The organism is Kribbella sp. CA-253562 (assembly GCF_050942265.1).
Classification (GTDB): domain Bacteria; phylum Actinomycetota; class Actinomycetes; order Propionibacteriales; family Kribbellaceae; genus Kribbella.
This window is the reverse complement of record NZ_CP192049.1, coordinates 2,977,128-2,994,778: the sequence shown is the minus strand read 5'-3', so window position 1 is coordinate 2,994,778 and position 17,651 is coordinate 2,977,128. Positions and strand designations below refer to the sequence as shown.

General features: G+C 67.7%; 18 protein-coding genes and 1 pseudogene. 9 read left to right on the top strand and 10 right to left on the bottom strand.

From position 1 onward, the window contains the following. Positions 1–13 precede the first annotated feature (13 nt). The gene (gene smpB / locus ACQPXM_RS14380) at positions 14–493 is read left to right on the top strand and encodes an SsrA-binding protein SmpB (RefSeq protein ID WP_432948676.1); all 480 of its coding nucleotides are present in this window, start codon (positions 14–16) and stop codon (positions 491–493) included. A 9-nt stretch (positions 494–502) separates the two neighbouring features. On the opposite strand, the pseudogene ACQPXM_RS14375 reads toward smpB, so the two are convergent. Next, positions 503–1,161 (bottom strand): annotated as a pseudogene (locus tag ACQPXM_RS14375) (DUF899 domain-containing protein). 106 nt (positions 1,162–1,267) lie between these two features. On the opposite strand from ACQPXM_RS14375, the gene ACQPXM_RS14370 reads away from it, so the two are divergent. After that, positions 1,268–2,077, top strand: a complete 810-nt coding sequence (locus ACQPXM_RS14370) for a phosphotransferase family protein (protein WP_432948674.1) — start codon at positions 1,268–1,270, stop codon at positions 2,075–2,077. 5 nt (positions 2,078–2,082) lie between these two features. Here ACQPXM_RS14370 and ACQPXM_RS14365 read toward each other — a convergent pair whose 3' ends face one another. Beyond that, positions 2,083–3,024, bottom strand: a complete 942-nt coding sequence (locus ACQPXM_RS14365; RefSeq protein ID WP_432948672.1) for a phosphotransferase family protein — start codon at positions 3,022–3,024, stop codon at positions 2,083–2,085. 94 nt (positions 3,025–3,118) lie between these two features. Between ACQPXM_RS14365 and ACQPXM_RS14360 the strand changes: the two genes are divergently transcribed. Both ACQPXM_RS14360 and ACQPXM_RS14355 read left to right on the top strand, forming a co-directional pair. Next, complete coding sequence (locus ACQPXM_RS14360) at positions 3,119–3,604, top strand: NUDIX domain-containing protein (RefSeq protein ID WP_432948670.1); 486 nt, start codon at positions 3,119–3,121, stop codon at positions 3,602–3,604. Positions 3,605–3,756: 152 nt separating this feature from the next. After that, a complete protein-coding gene (locus ACQPXM_RS14355) occupies positions 3,757–4,476 on the top strand; it encodes a hypothetical protein (protein ID WP_432948668.1) in 720 nt (239 codons plus the stop codon). A 7-nt stretch (positions 4,477–4,483) separates the two neighbouring features. Here the strand turns inward: ACQPXM_RS14355 and ACQPXM_RS14350 are convergent, their stop codons facing one another. Next, positions 4,484–5,248 carry a class I SAM-dependent methyltransferase gene (locus ACQPXM_RS14350; protein WP_432948666.1) on the bottom strand — a complete coding sequence of 255 codons (765 nt, stop codon included), beginning with the start codon at positions 5,246–5,248 and terminating at the stop codon, positions 4,484–4,486. A 359-nt stretch (positions 5,249–5,607) separates the two neighbouring features. After that, a complete protein-coding gene (locus ACQPXM_RS14345) occupies positions 5,608–6,519 on the bottom strand; it encodes an alpha/beta hydrolase (protein WP_432948664.1) in 912 nt (303 codons plus the stop codon). A 72-nt stretch (positions 6,520–6,591) separates the two neighbouring features. On the opposite strand from ACQPXM_RS14345, the gene ACQPXM_RS14340 reads away from it, so the two are divergent. The 3 genes from ACQPXM_RS14340 to ACQPXM_RS14330 all read left to right on the top strand — a co-directional run bounded on the left by ACQPXM_RS14340 (position 6,592) and on the right by ACQPXM_RS14330 (position 8,642). Continuing rightward, positions 6,592–7,266, top strand: a complete 675-nt coding sequence (locus tag ACQPXM_RS14340; RefSeq protein ID WP_432948662.1) for a TetR/AcrR family transcriptional regulator — start codon at positions 6,592–6,594, stop codon at positions 7,264–7,266. Between the two features lie 78 nt (positions 7,267–7,344). Further along, positions 7,345–8,253, top strand: coding sequence for an SDR family NAD(P)-dependent oxidoreductase (locus tag ACQPXM_RS14335; RefSeq protein ID WP_432948660.1), 909 nt, complete (start codon positions 7,345–7,347; stop codon positions 8,251–8,253). Next, on the top strand, positions 8,250–8,642 hold the full coding sequence (locus ACQPXM_RS14330) for a PPOX class F420-dependent oxidoreductase (protein ID WP_432948659.1): 393 nt from the start codon (positions 8,250–8,252) through the stop codon (positions 8,640–8,642). Before ACQPXM_RS14335 ends, ACQPXM_RS14330 begins: the two co-directional genes overlap by 4 nt. 158 nt (positions 8,643–8,800) lie before the next feature. Here ACQPXM_RS14330 and ACQPXM_RS14325 read toward each other — a convergent pair whose 3' ends face one another. Further along, positions 8,801–11,395: an ATP-binding protein gene (locus ACQPXM_RS14325; RefSeq protein WP_432948658.1), complete on the bottom strand. Its 2,595-nt coding sequence runs from the start codon at positions 11,393–11,395 to the stop codon at positions 8,801–8,803. A gap of 113 nt (positions 11,396–11,508) precedes the next feature. Between ACQPXM_RS14325 and ACQPXM_RS14320 the strand changes: the two genes are divergently transcribed. Next, positions 11,509–12,753: an FAD-dependent oxidoreductase gene (locus ACQPXM_RS14320; protein WP_432948656.1), complete on the top strand. Its 1,245-nt coding sequence runs from the start codon at positions 11,509–11,511 to the stop codon at positions 12,751–12,753. 517 nt (positions 12,754–13,270) lie between these two features. On the opposite strand, the gene ACQPXM_RS14315 is transcribed toward ACQPXM_RS14320, so the two are convergent. After that, positions 13,271–13,948, bottom strand: a complete 678-nt coding sequence (locus ACQPXM_RS14315; protein ID WP_432948654.1) for a hemerythrin domain-containing protein — start codon at positions 13,946–13,948, stop codon at positions 13,271–13,273. 37 nt (positions 13,949–13,985) lie between these two features. Next, entirely contained in the window at positions 13,986–14,672 is a 687-nt protein-coding gene (locus ACQPXM_RS14310) for a hypothetical protein (protein ID WP_432948652.1), read from the bottom strand. 42 nt (positions 14,673–14,714) lie between these two features. Here ACQPXM_RS14310 and ACQPXM_RS14305 point away from each other — a divergent pair, with 42 nt between their 5' ends. Continuing rightward, positions 14,715–15,320 (top strand): TetR/AcrR family transcriptional regulator, encoded by a 606-nt coding sequence (locus ACQPXM_RS14305; protein WP_432948651.1) that lies wholly within the window; start codon positions 14,715–14,717, stop codon positions 15,318–15,320. A gap of 46 nt (positions 15,321–15,366) precedes the next feature. On the opposite strand, the gene ACQPXM_RS14300 is transcribed toward ACQPXM_RS14305, so the two are convergent. The 3 genes from ACQPXM_RS14300 to ACQPXM_RS14290 all read right to left on the bottom strand — a co-directional run bounded on the left by ACQPXM_RS14300 (position 15,367) and on the right by ACQPXM_RS14290 (position 17,459). Next, on the bottom strand, positions 15,367–15,855 hold the full coding sequence (locus ACQPXM_RS14300) for an NAD(P)H-binding protein (protein ID WP_432948649.1): 489 nt from the start codon (positions 15,853–15,855) through the stop codon (positions 15,367–15,369). A 101-nt stretch (positions 15,856–15,956) separates the two neighbouring features. After that, positions 15,957–16,580, bottom strand: a complete 624-nt coding sequence (locus ACQPXM_RS14295; protein ID WP_432948647.1) for an NADPH-dependent F420 reductase — start codon at positions 16,578–16,580, stop codon at positions 15,957–15,959. Between the two features lie 144 nt (positions 16,581–16,724). Next, on the bottom strand, positions 16,725–17,459 hold the full coding sequence (locus ACQPXM_RS14290) for an SDR family NAD(P)-dependent oxidoreductase (protein WP_432948645.1): 735 nt from the start codon (positions 17,457–17,459) through the stop codon (positions 16,725–16,727). Positions 17,460–17,651: the final 192 nt, after the last annotated feature.

Below are 17,651 nucleotides of genomic sequence, written 5' to 3'. Positions count from 1 at the left end.
GCAGAATTGTCCCGTGAAGAAGCCCCAGACCGACCCCGTGATCGCGCGCAACCGCAAGGCTGCCCACGACTACCACCTGGGCGAGTCCTGGGAGGCGGGGATCGTGCTGCAGGGGCCGGAGGTGAAGGCGCTCCGGGCCGGGCGGGCGTCGCTGGTCGGCGGGTTCGGTTCGGTCGAGGACCGGGAGATCTGGTTGCACGGCGTACACATCCCGCAGTACTCGCAGGCGCGCTGGTTCAACGACGGGTCACGCCGCAAGCGGAAGCTCCTGCTGCACCGGGCGCAGATCGACAAGATCGAGCGCAAGGTCAACGAGAGCGGGCTGACGATCGTCCCGGTGCTGCTCTACTTCAAGGACGGGCGCGCGAAGGTCGAGATCGCTCTGGCCCGCGGTAAGAAGACCTGGGACAAGCGGCAGACACTCGCCGAGCGCGAGGCGACCCGGGAAGCCGAACGCGCGGTCAGCCGCCGTCTGAAAGGGCGCTCGGATTGATCTCCGGCGTCACTGCTGGTCGGCGTACTCGTCGTGGTGCCGCATCCAGCTCATCGTCGGATCCTGCGGCCAGCCCGGCGGGGAGTCCTCCCACTCCTCCTGGCGGCCGTACGGCGTCAGGTCGAGCAGGTTGAGGTCGGCCCGGAGCCGGTCCACTCCGCGGGCTTCGGTGAAGTAGGTCCGATAGACGTCCTCGCCGTCGCGCAGGAACACGCTCAGCCCGAAGCCGCCGTCGAGGCCACAATCGGCGGCGAACGTCGTACCGCGCGAGGAATAGAACGGCATCGTCCACTCCATCCGCCGGCGCCACGCGACACCTGCTCCGGCGGCATGTCGGAGACGACGGCGAAGGTGGTGTCGCGGGCGTTCAGGTGCGCCAGGTGACCGATGTTGTCCACGAAGCTCGAACAGCCGTTGCAGTACTCGTCCGGGCCGAGATCCATCATCTGGTAAACGATCAGCTGCCGGCGCCCGTCGAACAGGTCCGCCAGCCCGGCCTTCCGATCCAGGCCGGTGAACACGTAGTCGGTGGCGAACCGCACCATCGGCAGCCGCCGGCGCTCCGCCGCCAGCGCGTCCAGGGCGTGGGTGAGTTCCTTCTCCTTGACCAGCAGCGCATCGCGCGCCTGCTGCCACTGCTCCGCTGAGACGACCGGGGGCAACTCCATCCTGAGTCTCCTGTGATCGGTAGATTCAGCCGTGGGACCACTTGATGCCAGCATGCCGCGCACGCTCAGCGGTCAACAACCCCCGGACCCGCGAGGATCTGCACTGATGCCTGATGCCGTCGATCTGACCACGTTCCAGCCGGTCCGCCACGGGTTCTCCGCGGTGATCTCCCGCTCCGGTCCGTGGCTGCTCCGGGAACCACGCTCGTCCGAGGCTCAACGCCGGCAGGACCACGAGGCCGACGTACTCGCCGCCGTCGCCGATGCACTGCCGGTCGAAGTACCGATCGTCGAGTCCAGGATTCCCCCGTCACCCGAGCGGCCGTACGGCGCGCACCTGGTCCGGTGGCTGGAGGGTGACGAGGTCGACCGGACTGTCGCTCCGGAGTCCGTCGCGCGATTCCTCGAAACCCTGCACGGGTTGGACAGCGCTACGACCCGCGGCCTGCTGCCGACCTTCGCCGAATGGTGCCAACAGCAACGAAAACTCGAGACGGCCGGTTTGGCCGCGCTGACCGGGCGGATTGAGGATCGTCTGCTGGCGGAGCTCGCCCGGCTGATGAATCGGCTCGGCGATCGGATCGCCGACTGCCCACGGCCGGGCGTGGTGCATGGCGACCTCTGGTACGGCAACATGCTGATGCGCGACCACCGGCTGACCGGCGTACTGGACTGGGAGTTCGCCGCGATCGGCGACCCGCTGGTCGACTATGCGGCGCTCTGGTACCTGGGTGACGACTTCATGGCGACGCTGCTCGCGGAACAGTCTGTCGCCGACCTGCCCGAGACCGTTCAGTACTACCGAGTCCTCCGCGAGTTCGCCGGCCTCACCTGGTCGATCGACAACCACGACGAGCAAGAGCTGCGCGAGTCAGTCGCCAAGGTCACCAATGTCGCAGGTCTTGTCCTGAGCTGACAGCGTCACCCCAGCGTCTCCATCAGCGCGGTGACATAGGCATCCAGCCGCTCCTCCACCACCCGCGTCGTCAACTCCGTCCTCCCTGCCTCACGCCACGGCTGCGACACGACCTGCACCTCCTCCGAAGACGCCAGCGCATCCCGCACCTGCCAATACAGCCGCTCGCTCTTCGCCGCGGCCAGCACCCCGCCGGCCTCCTCGTACGCCGCAGCGAACCGCAGACCCCACATCGGCCCATGCAGCAGCGCAAGACTGACAGCGCAATGCGCCACATCAAGATCCGCCGGACCCCACGAGGCCGCCGCCCAGTCGACAACTCCGGTGATCCGGCCACCCGACTCGTCGAACAACACGTTGCCAGGCTGCAAATCCCGATGCAGGAACCGCCCCTCGTACGCCGGCGCCGGCGTACGGATCACGTCGATCGCCGCGCCCCACACCGCCGCATCGGCGACCCTCGGCACCACGACGGTGTCGGCAGTCGTCAAGGCAACATACTCGCGAGGCCTCTCAACAGGCCGCACCGCGTGAATCGCCACGAGCTGACGAGCCAGCGCAGGGATGCGCGCCTCCACTCCCTCATTCCCGAGGACTGTCCGGCCCGGCACATGCGTCATGAGCAGCGACGGATACTCGCAATGCACCGCCGCCGCATCAACCGCGACCAATCCTGGAGCCGGTACGCCGCTCCCCGCGAGCAGGCTCAGCGCGCCGGCCTCCCTGCTCAGCCAGTCCGCGGCAAACTCCACGTCGACGAAGGTCCGCAGCACCAGCTGACGGGCCCTTCCATCCCGCGCGCCAACGGTCAGTTTCCGCATCTCGGCCGTGATTCCACCGTGCAGCACCTCAGTGCTGATGATCCGCTCGCCAACCTCCAGGTGCCGGCTCACCCAATCCAGCGTCAACGGCCGGACAGTTCCCGTCTGATCGTGGTCGGTCACCATGCCACCCCATCATCCGGACAGCGGCATCCGCCAATGTGTTTTCTCGATGTACCGCTCGGCCGCCTGCTGCAAGTCCCACCTCTACTGTTGGCCCGTGGCGAGACGCGCGGTGAAGCTCCTGTTACTGGATGACGATGACCATCTGCTACTCATCCACGCCAAGGACCCCCGGACGCAGGCCGAATGCTGGTATCCCGTTGGCGGCGGCATCGAACCCGGCGAGACATTGCAGGCGGCCGCAGCCCGCGAGGCCTACGAGGAGACCGGCTTGGTCGACCTCCCGCCAGGGCGTCCGGTTTGGCGGCGCGATCACACGTACCAATTCGACGGCCGGGTCATCGAGGTGCACGAGACGTGGCTGCTGCACTCGGTCAAACACTTCGATCCAGCGCCGGCGAACCTGTCGGATTACGAAGCCCGCAGCATCCTGGGATACCGATGGTGGCAAGCGCCCGAGCTTGCCGAAGCAACCGAAACGATCTTCCCACCACCGCTTGGCCACCTACTGAAAGGTCTGCTCACCGACGGTATGCCGACCGAGCTCGTCGACATCACCGAGCCGAAAGCGCTTCACGACTAGGCCTTCGCTCCCCACTGTGCGCCTACGATGAGATCGCCCGAGTTCGTCAGGGCCCGAGACCGACGCGTTCGACCGGAGCGCGGCGCACGCAGTCGACAAGAGACGGCAGTTGCACGACCTCCAGCGAGAAACGCGTCCGGCGGTGGCTCGACATGGATGACGAAACAGCCGTCGCAGCTGTCCTCGTCGCGACCGAACTCAAGCGATTCAGGGAGCTCTGCGAGGTAGCAGGGCCAATGGAACCGCGGTTCGACGGCGCCACGAAGCATGTCCTGCTCGCCGGCGATCGCGCCTTTCTCTTCCCCCGAAACCACACGATCGTCGCGCAGCTAGAGCGCGAATGCGACGTCTACGCAACGGTCGACCACCCGCTCGTCTCGAAACTGCTCGGCCGCTGGGACGAACCGGCGATCTCGCCGTACCCGTTCTGCGCCGTGACCCGGCTCCGAGGCTCCCTGCCCGACGACATGTCCCCCGACCACCTGCGAATGCTGGCAAAACAGCTCGGCACAGCGATCGCAGCGTGTCACGACGTCAGTCTCGAGCACGTGCCACAGCGCCTTGCCGAATCGGTCACACCGTTCGTCGGCCCGGCAGCGCGAACAACGTTGCTCGAAGCCCTCGAAGCTGTCGATGCCATGGACCCGGTCCTCGCCCACGGCGACCTCCGCCGCCACCTCTGGACGGCGTACGCCGAACATCGGAAGGCACCGCTGCCGAGCTGGGAGCAGGTCCATCTCGCCCTCACTACGTTCGACAACGTTGCGCTGGCACCCGAGACAAAGACCCACTACTACTGGCAGAAGAGCGCCGAATGGCAAGCCGCCCGACGGGCCGCGGCGCGAAGCAGCTTGCAGGCGCAACTCGAGTAGGCGACTGCTACTGGTGACGGCGAGCGAGGTGGGCGGTGATCTCCGCGTCGAGTTCCACGGTTTCGGGCAGGACCTCGATGATTCGGCGGAAGACCTGCTCTCGATCGGCGGGCGCCAGCATCACGTACGCCGAGACCGTCGACAGGTATCCGACATAGTCGTGAGCGCTCACCGTCAAGCGCCGTTCGATCACCGCCTGCCGGACATCGGTGAACCCCTCGGCCTCCTGGAGCTCCGTGCCGGGCCACTCCATCGGGCGATCCACGGGGGCTGCGCCGTCAGGCGACGGGACGCCGTCGTCCTCCAGGTACGGCGAACGCGCCGCGCGCACGGCCTCCTTCAGATCCGGGTCGGCCAACTGGATCGGCACCCCGAACGAGGCGAACACTCCACCCGGCCGAACCAGTGCGGCCATGCGCGCCCACCGGCCTTGAGGTTTGGTCCAATGAAGCGCGGCAGCCGAATACACCAGCTCGTACGACGAATCCAGCGGTAGGTCCTCGAAGGCCGCTTGCACAGTTGTGACGTTCGCCGGCACGTGTTTGCGCAGCTCCGCGAGCATGGCCGCGTCAGGCTCCGTCGCCGTGACCGCGATCCCTCCCCGCGCGAACAGACGCGTCGCCTTGCCCGTCCCAGCGCCGATCTCGAGTGCAGTCCGGACCGGCCCACCGGCGTACGCCATCACCAGGTCAAGCAGTTCCACGGGATACCCAGGCCGGAACCGCTCGTACGCCTCCGCCACCACCCCGAAGCTCAACGCCCGCGCAACCATGCCGGCATCCTGACATCCTTTCACGCCTTCGCGCTTGTCATTTTCCGCGCCGCCAAGGCGAGCTACCGCGCCGGGCAAACATGCCACGCCCTCGTTGTTGCTCAAGGCAAGATCCTTCAGCACCCCGACGTGCTGCGCCGCCTATTGCCTGCGTTCGAGATCCACCGCAAGTATCGGGGGGCGTGATCGAGTTCGTGTTCTATCCCGACAGCGGCTACGTCACCGTGTCCATGCCCAACCACGAATTCGACAGCCTCCGGGGATTCCCCGGACTGGCCCGGAAGCTCATCATCAACCCGTAGCAGCTCTCACCGGCCGACTTGTGTCGGCCGAGGCTGCGCCAATCGCCACATGGGGCGTCACCGCAGGGTTTGCTCGAAGTGGTGAGCTGCGGCGTCCGAGGCGATCTTCATCGGGCCGGGCTGGTCGTAGAAGTCGAACTGGGTGACGCCGTCGAGCCACAGTTGCTCGACGGGACGAGCGGCCTTCGCGACGAACTCGGGGACGCTTTCGGGGCTGGCCGCGCTGGCACCGTGGACGATGAACAGCGGCTGGGTGAGGTGAGTTGCGGCTGCTTGTGCGTCGTAGTCGAGCCAGGCCAGCCACGACATCGGGTTGAACGTGTTGTCCCACTCCGCGACCATGCCGCGGTCGGGATTGCTGTAGTAGTCGGCGCCGGCTGGCGCGTTCTCGGGTGCCGGCTCCACTGCGGGAACGAGCCGTTCCTCGCCGGTCTTCACGTACTGCTCCTCGACGTTCCGCGCCATCGCCAGCAACGCGTCGACGCCCGGCTGTCCGCCGAGGGTCGTCTCGGTCATCTCGCGGCTCGGCAGAGCCGGGGCGATGAGCGCGACGGACTTGATGAACTCCGTCTGCGTGGCGGCGGTGGCCAGGTAGGCGCTGCCGGCGCAGATGCCGAGCCCGCCGATCGCGCTCGGGTCGATGTCGTCGCGGCCGGCCAGGTAGGCGGCGGCCGCGGCGATGTCCGCGGCCTTGGCCAGCGGGTCTTCCATCGATCGCGGCCGGCCGCTGCTCTCGCCCCAGCTGCGGAAATCGAACGCGAGCGCCGCGAAACCGCGGGTCGCCATCTCGCGGGCGTACCCGGTGGCCATCTGCTCCTTCACCGTGCCCCAAGCGCCGGCAACGACGACCGCGGGCAGTCGCCCCGCCGGGCGGGAAGCAGGCAGATGCAGCGTGCCGACGAGGGTTTCCCCGGCTGACTCGAAGACGACCCGTTCCGTCGTGAGCTCGTGGTGGTGCGGACTGGACATGAAGCCTCCAGATAAGAGACCGCTGTTCTGTTAATAACAGAATAGCACTCTGTTATGCGCTACAGTGGAAGCATGCCGAACTTCCAGCGGGCCCGGACCGACGAACAGCGCACCGCCCGCCAGGCGGAGATCCTCGCGGCGGCCCACGAGATGCTGACCGAGATGCCGCTGACCGAGATCACGCTCAACGGTCTCGGCCGACGCGTCGGCCTGGCCGCCTCCAACGTGCTGCGGTACTTCGAGTCGCGCGAAGCCGTCCTCCTCGAACTCGTCCACGCCGAGACCGCCCGCTGGCTCGACGAACTCGATCCGTTGCTGCCGGCTCCCCGCGGCCGGACCAGCACCGAACGGCACGTCGCGACTGCCGCCGACGCCTGGGCGCGCAGCCTCGCGGCACATCCGCTGTTCTGCGAACTCCTCAGCGCGCAGGCCGTGGTGCTCGAGCGGAAGATCAGCGCGGAGACCGCACTGGCTTTCAAACGCGATTCGATGACGAACCTCGAGCGCCTGACCGGCATACTCACCCGCGCCGTCCCGGCGCTTGCCGCCAAGGACGAATTGGTCGTGGCCCGACTGGCCAGCCGGGCCACCTTGCTCACCGGCGCCCTGTGGGCACAGACACGTGCTACCGACTCCCTCCTGGCCGGCGTCGAGACACCGCCCGAACTGCAAGCCCTCCAGGAACCCTTCACCGACGCCGTCCGCGACGCGTTCCACACGATGCTGCTCGGCACCCTCGGCCGCTAGCAGTCCCTCCCGCGACCTCCAGCTCCGAAAGCCCGACGCCGCACGGTCTCGGCGGGCTCGGCGCGAACGAGTGATCACATGAGATGGACGCCTCCAGACCTGACCGGCCGAACGTACGCCGTGACCGGCGGCAACGCAGGAATCGGCTACTTCATCGCCGAGCAACTCACCGCCGCCGGCGCCGACGTCGCGCTGCTCGCCCGGAACACCCAGCGCGCCCAAGCAGCCGCCTCCGCGATCCACGGGCAAGTCGGCAGGGAAATCGCCGCGATCATCCCGCTGGACCTGGCCGACCTCGACTCCGTCGCCGCCGCCGCAAGCCGGCTGTCCGGACTCGACCGCCTCCACGGGCTGATCCACAACGCCGGCATCAACGCCGCCAAGCAACGCCAGACCACGCGGAACGGCTTCGAAGTTGCCGTCGGCACCAACCATCTCGGCCACTTCGCGCTCACCGCGCTGACCATGCCGATCCTCGCCGCCACACCCGGAAGCCGCGTCGTCCCGGTCGGCAGCACCATGACCAAGGCCGCCTCCTTCAATTCCGAGGACCTACAGCTCGAACGATCCGGCTACTCAGCACAGAGGGCGTACACCCAGTCCAAGCACGCCATCCTGCTGTTCACCGCCGAACTCGACCGACGACTGCGCGCCGCCGGAACCGACGTCCGAGCCATCGCCGCCCACCCAGGTCTCTGCATCGATGCGTTCAGCCCGGCCCGGCCCGGAATCAACCGGCCTACCCGGATCCGGCTCACCGCACCGATTCAAGGCAAAGACCGGGGAGCATGGCCCGCGCTGCGTGCCGCCACCGACCCGGACGCCCGCAGCGGCCAGTACTACGGCCCGAAGTACGGCAGCTTCGGACCTCCCGTCCTCGCATCGCTGCCAGGAACCAGCACCGACCCACAGATCGCCGCCAAGCTCTGGGCCGAGTCCGAAAAGCTGACCGGCATCCCCTTCCACCTCCCAGCAGGCTCACAATGACCACGGAAACTCTCGACCGCATCGCCAAGAGCAGCACCGTTCTGCTGACGACCTTCCGCAGAAACGGCACGCCAGTGGCCACCCCCGTCGGCGGCGTCGTCGATGACGGCAAGCTCTACATCCTCAGCTACTCCAACACCGGCAAACTGAAGCGCCTACGCAACAATCCCCGCGTCGTCGTCGCCCCCTCCAACTCCGCCGGCACCGTTCCAGCCGACGCGGAGAGATTGGAAGGCACCGGGCGAGTGCTCGACCGAGAAGAGACCACGCACGCCTACCGCCTGATGGCCCGCAAAACACCCCTGGCCCGACTGGCCCGAGCTTGGTACACCCTTCGCCGCAAGCCTGACCCTTGGGTCGGCATTGAGATCACCTTCCAGGATTCCTGACTCCGCAGGCGGGCAGCCATGGTTCAGGTCGGTAGTGACCGTCGGCGGAGGCGGATGGAAGTCCATTGCCTCGGCCGAGCACTCCGGGGATCCGATGCTACGACAGCGGTTTCACGAGGATCCGGACAGTACGGCGAGGGCCTCTTTCGAGCCGTGCTTCAACTGGTCACACCATGCTGTCTGGCGTAGCGAGCCGCTTCGGTCCGATTCGGGACTCCGAGCTTTCGCAGCACGGTGCCGACGTGGTGCTCGACGGTGCGGGTGGACAAGAACAAGGTCTGCGCGATCTCGGCGTTGCGAAGACCGTCGGACACGAGTGTGAGAACCTCGAGCTCGCGGGCACTCAAACCGTCGCGTGATGTCCGGGTGGGTCGCCGCGGGATGTCGCGCACCCCTGACCGACGAAGTCGGCGAGCCGTGATGTCCCGCATCGGGGTGGCACCGAGCCGATCGAACTCCGCCAGGGCCTCGCGCAGTGCCCACTCTCGGGGGGAGTCAGCGAGCGCGAGGGCAGCTTCGTACGGACAGCCGAGTTCCTGCCAGCACTGCGCCGCTTTCTGCCACTCGCCCGCGATCTGGAGCCGCCACGGCTCAGCGGCATCGGGCGGTGGTGTCATCGGCCCGTCGACTCGTGACGACCAGTACGCCAGCTCGCCGAGGAACCACGGTTCCCGCACCGGCTCCTCGCGGCTGAGCACCGCAGAGGCGACAGCCCGGACGAGCTCGGCCTCTCCGGCGTACACGCCCGCCTCGGCCAGCGCCGGTGCGGTTCCGACGATCCAGCCGACGACCGGCTCCGCGGAACGCATCGTCGCGCGGGCCTCCTCCAGCAGCCGCTGTGGTTCGGGGTCACCGCGCCGGACCCGAAGGCGGCCGAGCACCACCATGCTCACCATCTTGCGTCCGTCGTCCACGCTCGCCGATCGCAACACGTCGGCAGCCATCGCCTCGGCCTGCTCCCACCTTCCCTGCTCGAACAGAGCACGGGACTGGAACGCGCGTAGCCATTGGCGCCAGACCTCCTGGCCGTGTTCCTCGGTGAACGCGATTCCCTCCGTGTACCACCGCTCGGCCTGCCGGTACCAGCGCTGGGTGACACAGATGAGCTCGAGCCAGAAGTAGGCCAGCGCTGCCTCGTTGTACGCACCTGCCCGCTGAGTCAGACGGATGCTGTCCTCGATCAGGTCGAGGCCGGCCTGCTCGCCGTTCTGTGCGCGACCGACACCGGTCGACAGCAGCGACATCGCTCGAATCACAGGCTGTGCGTCGTCACCTGCGGCCGGACCGATCCGCTCTCCCCACGCGATTGCCTCGGAGTTGCAGAACGACATCGCGCAGAGCTTTGCCCGCACAGCGCAGGCGAGGGCGTACTGCGGCCCCGGCCGTCCGGTGAGTAGCTCGAGCGCCTCGTCGCACGCGGACTGGCCGAGAGCGATCCACCGAGCGCCCAGCGCCGCGGTGATCGCGAGCCCGACAAGCGCGCCGCCTTGGCGGCGGGTGTCACCGATGTCCCGCCAGGCAGCGATCGCGTCCTGCCAGGCGACGAGCGCATTCTCCAGGTCGTCGCCGAGGTGGCATTCCTGGGCGAGACCTTCGAGAAGTTCCGCGCGAACCCGCGGCGGGGCTTGTCCGGAAACGTCAAGTGCACGGCGGAGGTGGGCCGCCGCCTCTCGATGGGCGCCCACGGCGGCCGCCTGCTCCGCGGCGGCTCTGGCGAACTCGAGGACTCCCGCCGCGTCGCCGGCCCGGGCGGCGTGCTCCGCGAGGCGGGCGGGCTCCACCGCACCTGGCGGACACGAACGCAGCACGGCAAGCGCGCGTTGATGAAACAGCGCGGCCCGACTCGGCGTGACCGCCTCCTCGACGGCAACCCGAGCGAGTTCGTGCCGGAAGCACACCGCACCATCGACAGCCATCAGTAGACCACGGTCCAAGCACTCGTCGAGCTCGATCGCCGACCGGCCTGACACGGCCTCGACTACCGCCGGCGCGACCCGGGTGTGAAGGCAAGCCACGGCGTCGAGTACGTCGCGCGCGGCCGGCCGCAGTCGTGCTGCCCTGGCCAGCACCGCGTCACGAACCGTCGCGGGAACGCCGGCCTGGCCATCCGCGACCACCTGGGCGACGAAAAACGCGTTGCCACCCGTCCGCCGATGCAACTCGTCAGGGTCGATGTCGGTGGCAGCCGCAAGCCGGGCAACCGCCTCCCTGGTCAGCGGCGGCACCGTCAGCCGCCGTACCACAGGCAGCGTCGCGAGATCACCGGCAAGGACCCGGAGCGGATGCCGAACTCCCACTTCGTCCTGCCGATACGTCACGACCACCATCACCGCGAACTGCTCGAGCCGGCGGGCAAGGTAGCGCAGAACGTCAAATGTCGCTTCGTCCGCCCAATGCGCGTCTTCCAGTACGACGAGCATCGGTCCGCGCATGCCCAGCTCGCCCAGAAGACGGCGGCGTACTTCCAGCGGGTCCTTGCCGGTGAGCAGACCTGCGATGTGCGGCGACAGTTCGTCGGCCATGTCACGGATCGGACCGAGCGGAATCGGCGTGGCGAGCGCCTCGGCCACGCCCCAGCAGGAGCGGGCAGCACCGAGAGCACGCCTGAACGCCGAGATCAGCGCGGTCTTTCCGGCTCCCGCGTCACCGCCGACGAGAACCAGCCGTCCGGTCCCAGCCACCGTCTCCGCCCACCACGAGGTGAGCGACGTCAGTTGCTCGTCGCGCTCCTCCAGGGCTGGGGACCCGTCCATGACACCCACGATGGTAGGTACCGGGCCGTTGTTTGGGTATCCACCACGGATGTCGGCGACCACCCGCCCACCGCATTGTCGGGACGACCGTAACGAAGCGGAAGGAGCGGAACATGGACTACGACGTGATCATCGTGGGTGCGAGCATCGCGGGATGCACCGCCGCGACGGCCTATGGCCGCGCGGGTCTACGCGTGGGGTTGCTGGAACGACACAGTAACCCACAGTCACACAAGACACTTTGTGGACATTTCATTCTCGGAGGCACGCACGACACGCTGCAACGACTCGACTTCTGGCAGCCGATGCTCGCGCGTGGGGCCGCCGTCGCACGTGGTCTGGGCGTGTGGACAGAGGCGGGGTGGATCGTCCCGCGGCCGGATCAGGGGGTCCCTCCCGCGATCAGCCTGCGCAGAAGCAAGCTGGATCCACTGCTGCGCGAGATCGCGGCCAACACGCCCGGAGTCGACCTTTTGCTGGGCCATCGGGTGGTGGATCTCGTCGAGGATTCAGCCGGAACGATCGACGGCGTCGTAGCAGTGACGCCCGGGGGCGAACGGCTGATCCTGCGCGCACGGTTGATCGTGGGGGCCGACGGCCACCGTTCGACCGTCGCAGGCCTCGCCGGCGTGGCCGAGGATCGGGCGCCCAACCAGCGCTTCCTGTTCTGGGCCTACTACGAGGGCGCGCCCATGAACGGTCCGGGCGATGGCCAGGTCTGGATGCTCGATCCTGACATCGCGGTCTGCATCCGGGTCGATGACGGGCTGACACAAGTGGGGGTATTTCCCGGCAAGGCCCGGCTTCGGGAGTTCACCGAGGACCGCGAAGGGGCGTTCGGCCGCTTCGTCGAACAGCTGCCCGACGGCCCGACCCTCACCGGTGCGCGGCGGGTGTCGAACTTCGTCGGCACAACCGACTATCCGTGCGTACGGCGCGATCCGACGCCGCGTCCCCGACTCGCGCTGATCGGTGACGCCGCCACCGCGTCCGACCCGGTCCCCGCGGTCGGGTGTGGCTGGGCCTTCCGGAGCGCGGCCTGGCTCGCGGACGCGACCGCCGGGACACTGGCCGCAGGCGGAGACCTTCGCCACGCCTTGCGGACCTACCGCCGGGCACACCGGTTCATCGACAAGTGGGACGACCTCGGCCGCGCGGACGCGCTCGCCGCCCCGCCGAACGCGATCCAGCGCGCGATCCGCAGGGCGGCCGTCCACGACGCCGCCATCGCCCGCAGACTGGCGATGTTCTCGATGCGGGCCGCGGCACCATCGGTGCTGGTGAATCCGGCGGTCGCCGTCCGCGCCGCCGTCGGATCCCGGCGCGTGAGCCCGTCAGCATCTCATCAGCCGTTGTAGTCGTGCACTTGGAAGCACCTCGACATGAGCTGCGAGATGGTCGCCCGGGTCTGCGGATTCCGCTTCTCCTCGACCTGCGTGAGGCGGCCTGGTCCGGCGGCTGAGCTGCGCGTGCCGCAAGCAGCCATTCACGTCACCAGCGATGTCACGACGTTGGCGCACGAGCGCATCTTGCGTCAGGAATCTGCCGCCTGACCTGCGGTTGAGTTGTGGGGCGGGTGGGGCTCGAACCCACGACCCAGGGACTATCAGAGCCACGCCACCCGCACCAAAGGCTGACTTCAGGCGGCAAGCATTGCGCTCCCATCCGACAGACGCGTCTTGAACCACCCCAGTTGACATGAGTTCATGTCATGCGGAACCGTTGCAAACCCCTGTACGGCAGAGCCAGCGCGGACGTCGCCTTGGCCAGCGAGGCAGCCGTGGGCTGGTTGACTGAACGCTTTATGAGCATCTCACCGGTGTCCGGGAGACTCGTTGCCGGTGCGATCTGGTTCGTTACGACATGCCTTGCACGTCACCGCCGCCGGGCATCGCCTCTGACCTTGGCGATGTAGCGGCGGTAGATGGGCTCTATCACTGGCCGGACCAGCAGTCGCAGTGGGAGCGGCAGGCTGGCGAGCAGCACGGCGCGCTCGGTGGCGTCGCATTCCTCGAGGGCGGCGCCGAACAGCAATGGAAGCTGTGCTGGGCGCATCTCACGCCGTGCGTGCTCGCCGAGCCGGGCCCATTCGGCGGCGGTGATGTGTTCGGCGACAAGTGGCAGGATCTCGGTCTCCTCGGCCGCGAGGTGCGCCAGCAGGCTGGCGTGGAGAGCTTCGAGTACCCGAGCCAACGGCTCCGGGTTGCCCGCCGACGTCTCCCAGATTGGAAGAAGTTGTTCCGCGTCAGCGACCAGCGACGCGAGTTCGCCGTGTTGAGCTTCCATTCGAGCCGTCAGGTCCGCGCTGGTCGACACCCGGGCGTCGACCAGCGGCCACAGTTCCGCGTCCTCGATCTGGTGGTGCAGGTGGAGCCCGGTGAGCACGAGGCGCGCGTGACCGGCTACCGTTTTCGCTCTCTTCTGATCGCCGGCCGAGACGCCGCGAACGGCACTCGGCAAGGAGGCGAACTCCCGGCGGAACACGCGATGGACGATCACCATCTCGCGAATGTCGGCCCGCGCTGTGCCCGCTGGGCGTGTCTTGCCGGTCATGATGGGATTCTCCTTACGGTCGAAACGGACTGTCGTTTCAGGAATCGGCCACCAGGCCACCGCCCGCCCCGGCTGGATGGACCCCTTGGACCTGGCGCGTCGCGACGATGCCGAACCAGATGGCCCAGGCGGGATAGGCGATGTAGGTCCCAAGCCAGCCGAGTTGCCCGATCCAGATCCAACCCGGCGCGGTCGCCATGTCGTCGAAACGGAGCAGAATCCCAGGCACCACAACAACGCCGAGGGCCATCAGCGCACCGGCGAGACCTCCCAGCGACCGGAGTCGTCGAGGCCACGCGGCGGTCAGAGCGTTGCTTCGGTTGATGATGACAAGCCACGCCCCGATCCCGGCGAAACCCACGCTCGACACGAGCCCGGCGAGGAAGAATCCGGTCGCCTCGGACACCACGAGTGCTGAACCGACCACCGTGATCGCTGCACCGACGCCCGCCGCACCGACGGCAAGGGCGCCGCGGCGGCCCGCGATGTGCCGCCGGAGCCGCCACGCAAGGACGGCGCTGAGTACGCCGGTCGCGGCGTTGGCGACGTCGTTGATCGACCCGAACGGCCCCCGCACCACGAAGTACGTTCCGAGCATGACCGCGCTGCCGCCGGCAACAACGCCAACGGCAACGGCAAGCCGCCCCGTGTCTCGACTCCCAGCGTTGTCCATGCTGCCCTCCACCGCCGAATGCTGCTGCCCTGCCGTTTCCAGGAGTATCATTTGCCTGACACTGGTAGTCAATAGAATGGCAAGGAAGGTCGAATGCCTCGTCCCTACAATCTCGGCCGACGGGCAGCCCCGAAGGCCGAAAACCGGTCTCGGATCGTCGCCGCGGCCCTTGAGATCTTCCGCGATCGGGGCCTGGCCGCCGCGTCCAATCTCGCGATCGCCCGGGCTGCGGACGTGGCACCGGCCACGGTGCGGAACCACTTCCCGCAGCAGGACGACCTGGCCCGGGCTGTCTTTGAGGCGATGCTCGCCGAGCTCCGGGTCCCGACGGCGGCGATCTTCGACGGTCTCGGGAGCTTTCGCGAGCGCGTCGAGCGGCTGGCCCGCGAACTCGCGGCCTTCTACGATCGGAGCCAGCCGTGGTGGCGGGCCTACGAACGAGAACCGGAGCTGATCCGCGCATGGGGCGGCGGAGTCGACCAGTACTACGCCGATGTCGAGCGCCTCATGCGGGTGGCGCTCGGCGACCTGTCATCAGACGAGCGGTCGCTGGCGGTAGTCGCGTCGGTCATCGGCCCGCCTACGTTCTTCGCCCTCAAGGAGCGGGGCCTCAGCGCAGACGAGGCCGTCGAACTGACGCTCGAACTCGTGCTCCCCTGGCTTGAACAGCGCCACGACGACCCGACTGCCGAAAGGTGACACAACCGCCCAAGGAGGCATCTGACCGAGCACAGAACACCAACGTCTACGTAAGCATGGAGCGAAGGCCCCGTGGTGCCCACCGACGCGGGTGAGCGGGTGGCAGCTCCTCACCCGACCACCGGGTGCGCGGTCGTTCCGCCCTGCGACCTCCACCATTCCCGACCGAGACCACGCGACGGCTGCCGATGGCCTCGGCGATCTCGCGGAGCGGGATCGCCTCATCCCCCGCGAGTGCCTCGCCGTACGCGAACATGATCGGGAGTTCCGCGGCGGCCACGGCGTCGATCCCGCCGGACGCAAACAGGTCTTGTCGATGCGCGTCGTGGATGACGCCGTCGGAATCCGCCGCCGCCTCCTTGAGGCCGTCGAGATCCTCGAGGTCGCCGCGACGTACGTTCGCACCGCGCGCGGACAGCGCTGCCGCAGCCGTGTCCGACCGGGCCAGGCCGGTGACCTCGTGCCCGGCGACGACGAGCTCGGGAATGATGTACGAACCGGAATGGCCGGTCCCGCCAGGGACGAAAACGCGCACGCTGATGCTCCTTGTGAATGATGCGGCGTGAGAACGGCGGTCCGGGTGCGCTCAGCTCTGGATGAACGCCAACACAGTGCCGACTGCTCGGCCCCGAGGACTCAGCCGGTGAACTCGTTGACGCCGAGGGCGAAGTCGCAGTGGCCGACCCCGTTGCCGGCGAGGCCCATCGTGACCAGGCCCATTCCTTCCAGCCAGTGCGCCATACTCAGCCCGCCGACATCCAGCGGACGCAGCTCGAGGCTCTCGATGAATGCCGCCACGCCCGCCTTGGCCTGCGCGTTGTCGCCCGCGACGAAGACGTTGGGACGGCCCTTCTCCAGGACAGGACGGAAGATGGTGTTGAACGCCTTCACCACGCTGGCGCCGGCCGGAGCCACCTTGGCGACTTCCTGCGCGATCGAGGTCTGCTCGCTGTGCGCCAACCCGTCGAACGTGGCGTTGAACGGGTTGCTGATGTCGACGATGACGTTGCCCGCGAGGGCGTCGCCGTACTCGGCGACGGTCGGGACGACACCGTCGTACAACAGGGCCGTGATGACGATGTCCCCAGCCGGGACGGTGCCCCACTTGCCCGTCGTCGCGCCGCCGCCCAGAGCCTTGGCCAGGTCATCGGCCTTGGACTGGTTGCGACCCATGACCTCGACGGTGTTGCCGCCCGCGACCGCGCGCGTGCCGATGGCACGGGCCATGTTGCCCGTACCGATGATCGTGATGCTGCTCATGAGGTGTGCTCTCTTCTCGAGGTGTCGCTCGGTCTCTTTCGCGCCGGGTCAAACTGAAATCGCATTGCGAATCCCCGCGACTGCTTTCCCCTGGCGCGCAGGTCGCAGGGCTATCTGCCGGCGTCGGAATTTCCGGCGCGTGATTCAGATGGCGGTGGTGCCGCCGTCGGCCGCCAGTTCCAGGCCGTTGACGTAACTCGAGTCGTCGGAGGCGAGGAACAGGGCGACGGTGGCGATTTCTTCGGGGCGGCCCATCTTTCCGCGAGGGATGAGGGACTCGAATGCGGCCTTTGTTGCCTCGTCGAACAGTTCTTCCTGTTTCGCGGTGGCGACCTGGCCGGGCGTCAGGACGTTGACCCGGATCTTGCGGTCGCGCAGTTCGTTGAGCCAGACGCGGGCCCAGGCCTGCTGGACGGCTTTGCTTCCCGCGTAAAGGCTCCATCCGGGGAAGGCGCCCAGGGAGGCGTTGGATCCTGTCATGAGGATCGAGCCGTTGTCGTTGAGCAGCGGCAGCGCCTTCTGCACGGTGAACAGGGTGCCGCGCGCGTTGAGCCAGAAAGCGCGCTGGAACTGCTCCTCGGTGATCTCGCCGAGGACGGCGGGTTCGCCCATGCCGGCGCTGGCCCACAGTACGTCGATCGAGCCCTTCTCCTGCTTGACGGTGTCGTACAAGCGGTCCAGGTCTTCCAGTTCGGACGCGTCACCCTGGACGGCGGTCACGTTGCGGCCGATCAGCTTGACGGCGTCGTCCAGCGCTTCCTGCCGCCGGCCCTGGATGAAGACGTGTGCTCCTTCCTCGACGAACAGTTTGGCGCCGGCCAGCGCCATGCCGGTGGATCCGCCGGTGATCACCGCTACCTTGCCATCGAGCTTTCCCACGATTGGTGTGCCTACTTTCAATTCACGAGACGTCTATTCCGATTCGGCGGCTGCCATCACATTCCGATGTGTCATGTCGGATTCGCTTCAGCCCGTCAGTTACCTTTTAAGGTTGCCATTGGCCAGAATGGGTGTCCAAGACTTGTTTCGGCCGTGGTGATACCTTCGAGGCATCACCGGAGCAGGAGGACC